This is a genomic window from Flavobacterium foetidum, assembly GCF_004634245.1.
Taxonomy (GTDB): domain Bacteria; phylum Bacteroidota; class Bacteroidia; order Flavobacteriales; family Flavobacteriaceae; genus Flavobacterium; species Flavobacterium foetidum.
The window spans coordinates 17,684-31,104 of the sequence record NZ_SJTF01000025.1 but is presented as its reverse complement, the minus strand read 5'-3'; the positions used below and the strand labels follow the sequence as shown (position 1 = coordinate 31,104).

The window sequence follows — 13,421 nt, the reverse complement described above, 5'->3', positions numbered from 1 at the left end:
CGGGAGAAAATTAAACGATTCTGAAGTCAAAAAAACTTTGAATCTTTGAACCTTTGCAACTTTGTCTCTTTAAAACATTACTTATATGTCGTAATCACGCTACTTGTCGTTTGATTATTATGGCGAGTATATCCTTTGGTTTTCTCATTAAGACATTTTAAAAAAATATTTCTCCCGCCGATTTTGCAGATTAAACAGATAAAAAGTATATCCAAAAAAATCCAATCTGCAAAATCTGCGGGAGAAAATTAAACGATTCTGAAGTCAAAAAAACTTTGAATCTTTGAACCTTTGCAACTTTGTCTCTTTAAAACAAAAGCAAATCTTTTTAGAATTTGTAGGCAACACCAACTCTAAAGTTTCTTCCCGGTTCTGACTGCCAGTAGTAAGCATCAAGCCATTGGTAATACGAACCGCTATAAAGATATTTATCTAATATATTGAATACGTTAGCCGTAACTTTTACATTTCCGATTTCATAAGACAAACCTCCGTCTAACTTAAAGTAAAAAGGCAATTTTTCAAGACCTGCGCCCCATGTATCCGTCTGACGTCCGTCAAGGAAAGTTCCTCCAATAGAAGCCCCAAATCCTTTTAATTTACCATTTTGAACAGTATAGTTCAACCATGCATTTGCTGTATGTTTTGCATATCCTGGAACAATATCTCCTACATTAATACCACTTACATTAGATTCGGTTACAACAGATTCAGTAAAAGCATAATTTGCTATAAGATTAAGTCCGTCAAATATTTTTCCTCTTAAGTCAAATTCAACACCTTGAGCTCTTTTTTCTCCCAAAATCATAGATAATGGATTTTGAGGAGTGCCTTTTGGATCTGATGTTAATTCATTTTTCTTTATAATTCTATAAGCCGATAAACTCGTATTCCATGAACCGTCAAACCAATCTTTTTTGACACCAAATTCTAAATTATTACCAGTTAACGGTCTCAATTTACCATTTGTAACTTCGGCAGATTGAGGTAAAAAAGCTTGATCGTATAATCCGTAAACTGCTAAGTCTTTAGTAATAGAAAAACTAACACCTGCACGAGGAGTGATATGACTATCTTCTTGAGGGGATTGATAACTGCTAGTCATGCTAATCCACGTGTACCTTGCAGCAAGAGTTACTCTCAATTTATTTTCAAAAAAACCCAGTTCATCCTGAATATATCCGGCAGCATATTCTGAACCATAAAGTCCTCCTGCCCTTTGGCTTAGAGGTGTATCGCGATCAAATTGCGGGAAACCATTAGAAGGAGTTCCGTAATTAGGGTTGTAAATATTAAAAGGATTAGCCGCAGTATCAAGGTTATGAGATTGTCCCCAATCTGCCATATAATCTTTGTCACCCAAATCTACTCCTGCCAAAACTTTATGAGAAACAGCACCTGTATTGAATTTTCCGTTCACAAATATTTGTCCTAAAAACATATTACTATCAGCGTCCCAGATACTAGAGCCTCTAATAATCTCACCGTTACCAATAGCACCCCCTGGAGTTGCAGACGGTCCTACAGCAGAAGGCCAAGAACTGTATCCTTGCTGAATATATTTAAAATAAGAAGTTTGAGCTGTCAATTTCCAGTTATCATCAAATTTATGCTCGAATTGTAAATAACCACTATGATCCTGAATATTGGTATCTGGTAAACCTGGCGCTGTCATGGTAAAATCGCGCGGCATAGTAGCATAACCACCCGCTTTTGGACCAAAAACATAATACGAGCCAACTTCCGTCATATTTGCATATTGAAAATTGTATTCAAATGTCAGCTTAGTTTTATCATCGAATTGGTACGAGATTACGGGCGCAATTACATAACGATCATTGTGCTCAAACGGACGATGAGATCTTTTCTTTTGCGCTGCACCATTAAAACGGTATAATAATTTTCCTGCTTTATCTAATTTACCGTCAAGATCTAAGCTTACTCTGTAAAAATCATTACTTCCTACAATGGCACTTACCTCGCCTTTTGTAATTCCGGTTGGTTTTTTAGTCACCGCATTGTACAATCCGCTTGGGTCACCGCTTGAAAGCATAAATCCTGCCGGTCCTTTTACAAATTCGATATGGTCAACAAAACTCATATCTTCTGTTAATGGTCCCCAGAAAGAAGAAACCACGTTAAATCCATTTCTAAAAGCCTGAATTTGAGAACCTCTCATCGTAATATTCGTGTACAAATCTCCCCAGTGTTCGAGGCGAACAGCACCACTCACATTACGAATTACTCCGTCGCTCATGCTTGTAATCTGCTGGTCTTTTAAGGTTTGGCCGCTTATAATTTGTACATTTTGTGGTATTTCAAGAACCGGTGTCTGTAAACGAAGCGACATTGATGGCTTGTCTTGTTTGTACTTATTTTTTGTAATCACTACTTCATTTAAATCCTCTTGACTTTCATTTAATGAAAAGTTTTTTGTAGTTGTCTTATTAGCAGTAACTACAACATTTTCTTCTATTGGAGCAATACCTACGGCACGTATTACCACAGTATAATTGCCTGGTCTTACTCTTGTAATTTCATACTGCCCAGAAACTGTTGTAACGTCAGAGTATTTTGTTCCTTTTAAGGTTACAGAAATATTTTCTGCTGGTTTATTGCCGCTTAAAGAAACTTTTCCGGCTACTTTTCCAAACTCCTGTGCCATCATGTTTAATGAGCTCAAAAGCAATACAAAAAAGCATACCTTTTTCTTAAAAATTATTTTCATTTTGGTTTGATTTTATAATTGTTGCGCAAAAGTAATTTCAAATATCGGGTTTTCCAAATTATTTTTATTCATTCTAAATAAATATAACATTTTGCAATAAATTAGCAAAAAAAAATTGCTACAGATTAATAATTCTAAACCCGTTGGGCGAAATTATTTTTTTCAATTCTATAAAATTAGCTTGGATATAAATCTGTCTAAATCTGCTTTAATCTTTTTGAATCTGCGTGAAAAATGTATAAGCAAAAGGATTTCATGCAGATTTTAGCAGATCAAATCAGATTTTAATTCTTAAATGAAGTTATTTCACCCAACGGGTAATTCTAAGTTATTTCTTTATAAATATTAATCTACATTAAGTATTATAGCGGTAATCAATTCTTATCTTTATACTTTCGAAATCAGAAACAAATTCATTTAATAAAAATCCGATATGAAATCAAATACCATCAGAACAGTAGCCATTGTGGGTTATAACAGAATTCCGTTTGCACGTGCTAATACTGCCTACTCAACGGTAGGAAATCAAGAAATGATGACTGCTGCTCTAAATGGTCTTATCGATAAATACAATCTAAAAGGAAAATTATTGGGCGAGGTTGCCGGTGGCGCTGTAATCAAGCATACCTATGACAACAATCTAATCAGGGAATGTGTGATGAAAACCAATCTTGACCCCGCTACTCCTGCCTGCGATTTACAGCAAGCTTGTGATACCGGAATTGAAAGTGCTGTGTACATTGCCAACAAAATCGCACTCGGACAAATTGAATCTGGAATTGCTGGCGGTGTAGATTCTATTAGTGATATGCCGATTGCAGTAAGCGAAAAACTTAGAAAAGTCTTATTAGAAGCGAGACAAGCAAAAACATTGGGTAGCAAAATCAAAACATTTTTAAAACTTCGCCCAAAAGATTTCTCTCCTTTGGTACCCAAAAATGAAGAATCGCAAACTGGACTTTCGATGGGCGGACACACTGAGATTACTGCAAAACACTATAAAATATCTAGAGAAGAACAAGACGAATTTGCTTTGAGAAGTCATTTGAATATGGCAAAAGCTTATGACGAAGGCTTTTTTGATGATATGATTACACCTTTCAACGGATTAGAAAAAGACAATAATCTTAGAAAAGACAGCACTATTGAAAAACTTGCAAAATTAAAACCCGCTTTTGATAAGGTAAACGGTACTCTAACAGCCGGAAATTCTACACCTTTAAGCGACGGAGCGTCTTGTATTCTTCTGGCCAGCGAAGAATGGGCTCAGGAACAAGGACTTCCAATTTTGGCATACATTACTTTCGCAGAAATTGCCGCTATTGAATACGTTAAAAATCAGCAGAATCTTTTATTGGCCCCCATATTTGCCGCTTCTAGGATGTTGGAAAAAGCAGCATTAAACCTTCAGGATTTTGACTATTACGAAATTCATGAAGCTTTTGCCGCACAGACTTTGGCCACTTTAAAAATTTGGGAAAGCCCTGAATTGAGTGCCGAAATTGGCCTGAAGAAAACACTTGGAGCAATCGACCGAAATAAACTGAATGTCAAAGGAAGCAGTCTGGCAGCAGCACATCCATTTGCCGCAACTGGTGGGAGAATTATAGGTGTAATGGCAAAATTATTAAACGAAAAAGGTTCTGGAAGAGGATTTGTTTCTATTTGTGCTGCAGGCGGCCAAGGAGTTACTATGATTATTGAGAAACTCGTTGGGTGAAATTATTTTCAACACATAGAAACATAGTTTAACTAAACTTAAAAAAAGGCGTTTCACTAGTTTAAATGCACGTAGTTTAGCTATGTGTGGAAACTTGTTTCTTCCATTTTCTTTTTTCGGCACAAAAAACTATGCTTCTATGTGTTAAAATGCTTTTATTTTTTAATTACACCCAACGGGTTATTGAGAAATAATTTCAAGTTCTTTTTTATTTTCCGCAGATTTGGCAGATTGAGTAGATTATATAATTTTGAAAAAAAATCTGCCGAATCTCCCAAATCTGCGGGAGAAACTCTAATCAATATTTAGATTAAACTTTGTGTACAGCTTCGAAAAAAACTTTTCGCCCTAGCGCCTTCGCGGCAAAAACAAATGGCAAAATTTAAACCACAAAATAAGGAGACAAAATATCTTCAAAATTATAAAGACCTTTCTCTTTCTCTTTTAAATTTTCAGCAACAAAAATGACTCCATTGCCAAACGCTTCACGCGAAATAGATTCGTGTATAAGTCTAACCGTTTGGAAAGGAAATCCGAAAATAACCTCGTGTTTTCCTACAATCCCTCCTGCTCGAACCGAATTGATATTTTCTCTGTCGACATCAAGAGCCTCGGCAATTTTAACAGCCGTACCAGAAGTGCCTTGTTTTGTTTTAAAATGTTCCTCATTCACTTCAATATCAACCCATGGAGCGATTTTCTTTAAGAACTTGGCTGCAAACAGTAGATAATTTACGCCAAGCGTAATATTCGGAGACCAAAACACAGTTGTTTTTTTTGCTAGTTCTTTTAAGAATTTTATTTCCTTGTCTTTGTAATGCGAAATTGCCGAAATGATTTTTATTTTTTTCTTTGCGGCAACTTCTCCATAGGTATAAATGCCGCTATCTGACGAAAAATCAATAATAGCGTCTACTGGATGCTTTTCTAGTAATTCCTCGATTGAAGTTTTTGAACTAGAATAGATGACACCGGGTTCATCAGACTCAACACCAAAAAATTCTGAAACCGATCTGTTTTCTAAGACTTTACTTTGTCTTAAAACCCATTCTAGCGAGAATTTTTCGTTTTCCAGCAGTATTGATGCTACTGATTTTCCAGTCTTTCCAAATCCGATTAGTCCTATTTTCATATATTATAATTTTATTTGAGCTTGAAACTCGTTAGAAGAAATTTGACATTTTTAAGAGATGGCAGACTAAGAAAGTCTGCTTTTATTGTTCTTTTAAAAATATCCTTATTTTATAAAAATAGAAATTTTATAACAATTTTACTAATCAAAACAGCTAATAATAACAATTGACAGGCTTCTTAACAAGATTTTTTCTGCTAATGACTATTTTGTTCTGCTAACCTGTTGAGTGAAATTTTTTTTCAATTCTAATAAATCAGCCCAGCTAAATCTGTCTAAATCAGTCTAAATCTGCTTTAATCTATATGAATCTGCGTGAAAATTTATAAGCAAAAGGACTTGACGCAGATTTTAAAGGATTTTAGCAAATCAAATTAGATTTTAATTCTTGAAAGAAGCTATTTATTCTATTCCCCCAACGGGTTCTCCTAATTTTGGAATCTATTTTAGGCAAAATTTATTCTGTTTGCAGCTAAATTTTTACACCTGTTTTGAGCTGCGCAATCTGTTGCTTATACTAAAAAAAATAGCAATAAAAAAATATTCAGCAGCACCCATCTTAACATATTTTCTGTAGATTTATCGCCTGATTCCCCAAATTTAAATCAGTAAATAATGGCTTACAATAATAATGAATTGCTCCGCTTTTTAGATGCTCAGAATAAATTGTATTTGACAGCTCTTAACGAAATCAAAAAAGGTAAAAAAGAATCTCCATGGATGTGGTTTATCTTTCCTCAAATAAAAGGAATGGGTTCTAGCGACACTTCAAAGTTTTATGAAATCAAGAATGCAGACGAAGCAATAGCTTTTTTAGAACATCCCATTTTAGGAAAACATCTTGTAGAAATTACCGGTGAACTGATTAAAAATGAAGAAAAAACTGCCGATGAAATATTTGCCTCTCCCGATCTTGAAAAACTGAAGTCTTGTATGACTTTGTTTGCGAGTATTCAAAATACAGAACCTGTTTTTCAAGAAGTTCTGCATAAATATTTCGACGGATCGTCTGATTTTCATACGTTGCAGCTTCTTTATAATAACCTTTAAAAGCTTTCTTAGAATTTTATTATCTAAGTTGTACATATTTTAAGGCTGGTTGTTTATATTTGCAACCTTGTTGCGTATTTTCAATTAAAAAAACGCACAATTCAGTTCCAGGAATGAAAAAGAAAATGATCATCATCAATTTGCTGATGTCTGTTATGGTATTGTCTGCAATGCTATTTCAGACCGTTCATTCCTACGAGCATTTTTTAAAGCAGTTAACAGAAAAATCCTGCCACCATCATACAACTGAAAACAAACAGGAAATTACACACAGCCACGACAACGATTCTCAGTGTCACATCTGTCATTTCAGCTTTAGCACTTATATTCCTAGTACTTTTCAGTCGGTTGTTTTTCAAAAAACCGCTGTATATGTTGCATCAGTTTTTGGTTATTGCAAAACTGTTTCAACCAGCTTCAAAGGAAGTCTTTTTGCCTTAAGGGCACCTCCCACTTTAGACTAGTTTACAATTTCAGGTATTCAACGCTTCGTTTCCTAAAAAACGGAAAGAACACGTTTTTGTTTCTTTTGGAAATAAAGAAAACTCTTTCCAATTTCCGACGGTCTACTGAATTTCATTGTAAACATTCACTAAAAAACAAAAATCATTATTTCGGATATTTTCATATCTGAAGACAAGCTATTTACATACTTAATAATAAATCATAAACTTATGCTTACAGCAAAAAATCTGACCAAAAAATATGGTGATTACACTGCTTTGAATGCGCTAAACTTAACGATTAAGGAAGGAGAAATATTTGCGCTTTTAGGTCAAAATGGAGCCGGAAAAACCACTACAATCAATCTTTTTCTCGGTTTCATCGAACCAACATCTGGCGAATTGGAAATCAATAACATATCGGTTACAGAAAATGCTCAGGAAACAAAAAAACATGTCGCCTATATACCCGAAACTGTAATGTTGTATCCAAATTTGACGGGGTTGGAAAATCTTAAATTTTTCTCCTCATTAGCGGGATTTAACTATTCTAAAGGGGAATTGACTTATTTCTTAAATAAAGCAGGACTACAGGTTTCTGCTCACGACAAAAACCTCGGAGGTTATTCTAAAGGAATGCGTCAGAAAGTCGGAATCGCAATTGCAATCGCTAAACAGGCGAAAGTACTGTTGCTGGACGAACCCACAAGTGGTTTAGACCCAAAAGCTTCTAACGAATTTTCGCAGATCTTAAAAGAGCTTTCGGCAGACGGAACCGCAATTTTAATGGCCACTCACGATATCTTCAGAGCAAGAGAAGTCGCTTCTCATATCGGGATTATGAAACAAGGAAACTTGGTTACGGTTATTGAAGCTGCAAAAATTTCGGCCAACGAGCTTGAGGATTTGTATTTACAGACAGTTTAAACCATCTCATTTCAAAAAATGAAACATTTATTCCTCCCAGCTTTTTTGATCGTTAATCTGACAGCAATTCACGCACAAACGCAAAACGCAAAAGTGCAGGACAGCACAAAGCAGGATTCGACAGCATCAAAACACAATGAACTGCAAACCGTTGAAATTATCGGTCGTTCGGCGAAAAAATACAATAGCGATTATTCTTTTTCGGCTACAAAAACGGCATCTTTAAACAAAGATATTCCGCAGTCAATTGCTACCGTCACTAAAGAGTTAATTGCTGATAAAGCTGCTTTTTACTTGGCCGATGCAGTAAAAATGACCAGTGGCGTAATTCCGGCGAGTTATTATAATCAATATACGATTAGAGGAATCAGTCAGAACGAAGAGGGACAGATTATTAACGGAATGCGAACGCGGCAATTTTACTTTCTGCAGCCTTTAACCAGCAATATCGAGCGTGTGGAAGTGATAAAAGGTCCGTCGAGTGCGTCATTTTCGTCGGTTGATCCAGGCGGAAGCATCAATATGGTGACCAAAAAACCTTTGGCTGTTGACCGAAAAGAAATCAGCATGAGCGTGGGCAGTTTTAGCACTCTACGTGGAACTCTAGATTTTACGGGTCCTATCAACGAATCAAAAAACCTTTTGTATCGTGTCAATGGAGCTTACCAACAAGCAAAATCCTTTCGTGATTTAGTAAATAATAAATCTTTCCTGATTTCGCCTTCGTTCAGTTATATTCCGAATGAGAAAACGGCAATCAATACCGAATTGATTCTAAGCGACATGACCGGAATTCTGGACCGCGGACAGCCTATTTTTGGAGCAGTTGCCGGACAAACTAGTTTAAGCAAAACCCCCATTAGCCTTAATCTGGCAGCTCCGAGTGATTACTTCAAATCAAAAGAAATGATTTTGATGACCAATCTTGCTCATAAATTTACTTCTAGAATCGGCTTTAATGCTTCGTACATGAAACAAACCTGGACAGAAGATCTTCAGGAACACAGAACGACAAATGCTTTTGCTGTTGACATGAACAACCAGCAAGTTTCTAGCCTTGCTATGATGCAGTTTGTACAACGCCAGCAAAACTGGGATATTGACAATTTGAGCGCCTATCTGAATTTTGATGTAAAAACAGGAAAACTCAATCATAAATTGTTGGTAGGATATGATTTAAATAGTTGGAATAAAAACAAAGGCGGCGGGCAAAATGCTGCCAGAGGTTATGTATTGAATGATGGAACCGTTGCGAGCACTTTTGTTCCGGCGAATGCTTCTAACTATCAAACAGTGACTATAGACGGTGTTACGATGCCGAAACCAAATGTTGAGTATTTCAATTTGAACAATCCGAAATATACGCTTACAAGTCCTGAGGATTATACGCTAAATGTACGAACTGCGCTTCCTTCAGCTTTAACGACAACAAATGCAGTTTACATTCAGGATCAGATTCAGTGGGAAAAATTCATTTTTCTGTTGGGACTAAGAAACGAGCGGTTTGAAGACATTACCAACTATGAAACCAGCAATGAATTGAAGGTTAAAAAATCGGCATTGCTGCCAAGAATCGGAATCACGTATGCAGTTAACAAAGCGATAAATATTTATACGACGTATCTCGAAGGTTATCAGCCACAATCGAACACGGTTACCTTAATGCCTCAAACGGGATCTTTGCCTGGCGGAAGTTTGTTTGATCCTTTGGAAAGCGATTTGAAGGAAATCGGCATCAAAACAACATTTCTGAACAATTCGATGAGCTTTAATGCTGCGATTTATGAAATCAATCAGAAAAACATTTTAATGAATGCGAATGATGCTGCAAACCCTGATTTGTTGGTAACAAGAGGCGCAGAAAGAAGCCGTGGTTTTGAATGCGATTTGGCCGGCTACATCACACGCGATTGGCAGATTAATGCATCGTATAGTTACATCGATGCCGAAATCATAAAAGACAGCAATCCAGCCTTAATTGGTGCCAGAAAGCAAAACACGCCAAAAAACAGCGCTAATTTATGGACACGTTACAATTTTGCTTCAGATTCGGCTTTCAAGGATTTGGGAATTGGTGTCGGAATGCAGTATCAAAGCAGTAAAGTGCCTTGGTTTACACGCGATTTTACGCTGCCTGACTTTACCATTTTTGATGCAGCAATTTTTTATAAGCCAAGCAAAAGCAATGTGCAGATTGCCGTTAATGCGGGCAATTTATTAAATAAAACGTATTGGCTCGGTGCCCAGAATTATCTACGATTATTTCCGGGAAGCCCAAGAAATGTGAGCCTTACCGTAACTTATAAATTTTAATTTATATGAAATTATTACAAACAGAATTTCTAATAGCGAGACATTTTCGAAACTCCGTTTTTAAAAACGCCGCTATTTATATCATAACCATTTTTATTGGACTGCTGTTGTTGTATGCCGCTTTTTCGGGCTGGGACAATTATAGAAGCCAAAACGAAACCAGCGAAAAATACCAGCACGAATCTCGAGAAGACTGGTTGAAAAATCCGGATAAAAATCCTCATCGTATGGCACACTACGGAAACTTTGCCTTTAGAAAAAGCTCTTCTTTAAGTGTTTTTGAATTTGGAATGGAGCCGTTCTTCGGAAATGCCATTTTCCTTGAAGCGCATAAACAAAATACTGCCAATTTCTCTGAAGCCGGTTTTTCTAACAGCATGCTTCGTTTTGGCGAAATAAGCATAGCGATGGTGCTGCAAATTTTGTTGCCGTTATTGATTTTTTTCATCGGATTTAATTCGGTTGCCTACGAAAGAGAAAACGGAACTTTAAAAATCTTTTTGAGTCAAGGCGTAAGCTGGAAACAGCTTCTAACTGGCAAAACACTCGGAATTGCAAGCGTGGTGATGATTATTTTTATTCCGACCATAATGGTATTGGTTTTTATCTGGCTATTGCTTCAAAATTTCAGCATTTCTGCAGATGAAGTCATCAAAATGATTCTTTTTGTCTTTTTCCATTTCGTTTATCTGATGTTTTTCTGTGTGACTGCTGTTTTGGTTTCAGCATCAAGCAAAACATCCAAAAAAGCGTTGGTTTCATTAATCGGAATCTGGCTGATTTTTACCATCATTCTTCCGAGAACAACGCAGGCGATTGGAGCTTATTTGTATGAAGCGCCTTCTAAAATCAAGTTTGGAAGCGATATCGAAAAAGATATTTTAAAACAAGGCGACAGTCATAATCCTAACGATGTTCATTACAAAGCGATAAAAGATTCTTTGCTGCGAGTTTACAAAGTCGATTCTGTACAGAAACTGCCTTTTAATTATTCTGGATTTATTATGACAGAAGGCGAAAGAATCAGTTCTAACATCTACAATCAGCATTTGGAGGAATTGCTTAAAATTTATGCTAAGCAAAACAGTTTTTCAAAAGCCGTTTCATTCCTTAATCCGTACATCGCCATGAAGAATTTATCGATGGGATTATCTAATACCGATTATGATTCCTATATCGATTTTCAGAAACAGGCAGAAGTTTACCGTTACAATATGGCGCAGAAAATGAATGCGTTGCAGGTAAAATACATCAGCAACAAAAAGCCAGGACCAAACGACAAACCGCTTACAATCGGCAAAGAACATTGGGCCGATGTAGAAGAATTTCATTATGAACCAAAAGGAATTGCAGCCATCATAAAAACCGAAATCCTTTCGATAATCTCGATTACGCTTTGGATAATAGGCTTTTTTGTTCTTGTTCTTTTTGCTTCAAAAAAACTTAAAGCAGTCTAAATTATGTTACAACTCTTATTTAAAAATTTTTTACGTTCGAAGGGAACCAAAGCCGGATTGCTGTTTTTACTGATTATTAGCCTTATAAGTCTTTTAATCGGGCGTCAGTTTCAGCAAAAACAAGAAAACAATATTGCAGAAGCCGCGGTTTACCAAAAAGAACATATTGCTAGAAATGCCGCATTTCATAAAGATGAAATCGGACTTTTATTGTACTATATCAAGTTTTCATTAGTCAATAAAACACTGCCAATAAACAGTCTGGCTATCGGACAGCGAGATGTCAATCCGTCGATTCAAAGCGTGACGATTCGCGGACTGGAAGGACAGAAATACGATTCGGAACTCAATAATCCGAGCAATCTTCTTGCAGGAAACATCGATTTCAGTTTTGTGCTTTTGTACCTCTTCCCTCTTTTGATTATTGCATTTTCGTATAATCTTATTTCAGAAGAAAAAGAATCAGGAACTTGGAAAATTGTCGCTGTACAAAGTCAAAATACCTTTTTATACATCCTAAAACTGTTTTATGTCCGAATCCTGAGCTTAACCGCTCTTATGACTTTGGTGCTTTTGGCTGCGGTATTAGTACTGCAGATTCCGTTAGACAAATCATTTGCCGTTTTTTACGGAATTACTGTTTTATATATATTGTTCTGGTTTGGGGTTTGTTTTTTTATTGTCTCGCTTCAGAAAAATTCAAACTTCAATGCGGTTATTTTGCTCACAATCTGGTTATTTCTGATCATAATTCTTCCTGCTGGAATTAATACCTATATCATCAATAAGTACAAAGTTCCTGAGGCATTAGAATTAACACTCACACAACGAAATGCCTATCACGAAAAATGGGATATGGATAAAACTGAAACGATGGAAAAGTTCTACAAACATTATCCGCAGTTTAAAAAGTATGCTTTGCCGGAGAAAGAATTCAGCTGGCTTTGGTATTACGCGATGCAGCAAATGGGCGACGATGAATCTTCGGTTCAGTCTAAAGATCTAGAATCAAAATTAGAACAGCGAAACCGTGCCAGCGAATTGATTGCACAATTTATACCGACACTTCATACCCAAATTCAACTAAATGAAATTGCAAAATCAGACTTGCGAAACCAGCTTTTGTTTTTAAAAGAAACCACAAAGTTTCATGAAAAACTACGATTGTATTTTTATCCAAAAATCTTTGACAATGCTCCTGTAGATAAAGAAAATTGGGAGAAATTTAAAGTAGAGACTTTTACAGACGCAACCGAAATTAGTTTCCTAAAAGCATTTTTGCCCTTATTGCTTTTTAATCTTTTGTTGATTGGTTTTGGATGGCGGAATTTTATGAAGACCTTATAATTACTTTACCGCAAAGACAGCGCAAAGTTCGCAAAGATTTAGCATAGCCAATGGGTTCAACCATTGGTTCCTAATCGAATTAACATAATCTACGTACCCAAGGTTGAAACCTTGGGCTATGTTTTACACAGAGTTCGCAAAGATTTGTAAAAAAACTTTGCGAACTTTGCGTTTAAAATAAAACCTTTTCTGAATAAAATTTCTCAAAACATTCAATAATTTTATTTTATTTAGAATTAATATAAATAAACTTTTATATTTGCCGCTTTCTTGCAAATTAAAGTACTTTTTTAAATTTACTTAA

9 protein-coding genes are annotated in these 13,421 nt (G+C 36.0%); 7 read left to right on the top strand and 2 right to left on the bottom strand.

The features are described 5' to 3' along the window. Positions 1-328: 328 nt before the first annotated feature. Positions 329-2,728 carry a TonB-dependent receptor gene (locus E0W73_RS21165; protein WP_135224041.1) on the bottom strand — a complete coding sequence of 800 codons (2,400 nt, stop codon included), beginning with the start codon at positions 2,726-2,728 and terminating at the stop codon, positions 329-331. Positions 2,729-3,161: 433 nt separating this feature from the next. Between E0W73_RS21165 and E0W73_RS21160 the strand changes: the two genes are divergently transcribed. Further along, a complete protein-coding gene (locus E0W73_RS21160; RefSeq protein WP_135224040.1) occupies positions 3,162-4,448 on the top strand; it encodes an acetyl-CoA C-acetyltransferase in 1,287 nt (428 codons plus the stop codon). 382 nt (positions 4,449-4,830) lie between these two features. On the opposite strand, the gene E0W73_RS21155 is transcribed toward E0W73_RS21160, so the two are convergent. Beyond that, positions 4,831-5,580, bottom strand: a complete 750-nt coding sequence (locus E0W73_RS21155; protein WP_135224039.1) for a dihydrodipicolinate reductase C-terminal domain-containing protein — start codon at positions 5,578-5,580, stop codon at positions 4,831-4,833. Between the two features lie 615 nt (positions 5,581-6,195). On the opposite strand from E0W73_RS21155, the gene E0W73_RS21150 reads away from it, so the two are divergent. The 6 genes from E0W73_RS21150 to E0W73_RS21125 all read left to right on the top strand — a co-directional run bounded on the left by E0W73_RS21150 (position 6,196) and on the right by E0W73_RS21125 (position 13,117). After that, positions 6,196-6,630 carry a DUF1810 domain-containing protein gene (locus tag E0W73_RS21150; RefSeq protein ID WP_135224038.1) on the top strand — a complete coding sequence of 145 codons (435 nt, stop codon included), beginning with the start codon at positions 6,196-6,198 and terminating at the stop codon, positions 6,628-6,630. A 113-nt stretch (positions 6,631-6,743) separates the two neighbouring features. Further along, entirely contained in the window at positions 6,744-7,094 is a 351-nt protein-coding gene (locus E0W73_RS21145) for a hypothetical protein (protein WP_135224037.1), read from the top strand. Positions 7,095-7,304: 210 nt separating this feature from the next. After that, entirely contained in the window at positions 7,305-8,000 is a 696-nt protein-coding gene (locus E0W73_RS21140) for an ABC transporter ATP-binding protein (protein ID WP_135224036.1), read from the top strand. An 18-nt stretch (positions 8,001-8,018) separates the two neighbouring features. Beyond that, a complete protein-coding gene (locus tag E0W73_RS21135) occupies positions 8,019-10,313 on the top strand; it encodes a TonB-dependent siderophore receptor (RefSeq protein ID WP_135224035.1) in 2,295 nt (764 codons plus the stop codon). 5 nt (positions 10,314-10,318) lie between these two features. Next, on the top strand, positions 10,319-11,770 hold the full coding sequence (locus E0W73_RS21130) for an ABC transporter permease (protein ID WP_135224034.1): 1,452 nt from the start codon (positions 10,319-10,321) through the stop codon (positions 11,768-11,770). Positions 11,771-11,773: 3 nt separating this feature from the next. Next, positions 11,774-13,117, top strand: a complete 1,344-nt coding sequence (locus E0W73_RS21125) for a DUF3526 domain-containing protein (protein ID WP_135224033.1) — start codon at positions 11,774-11,776, stop codon at positions 13,115-13,117. Positions 13,118-13,421: the final 304 nt, after the last annotated feature.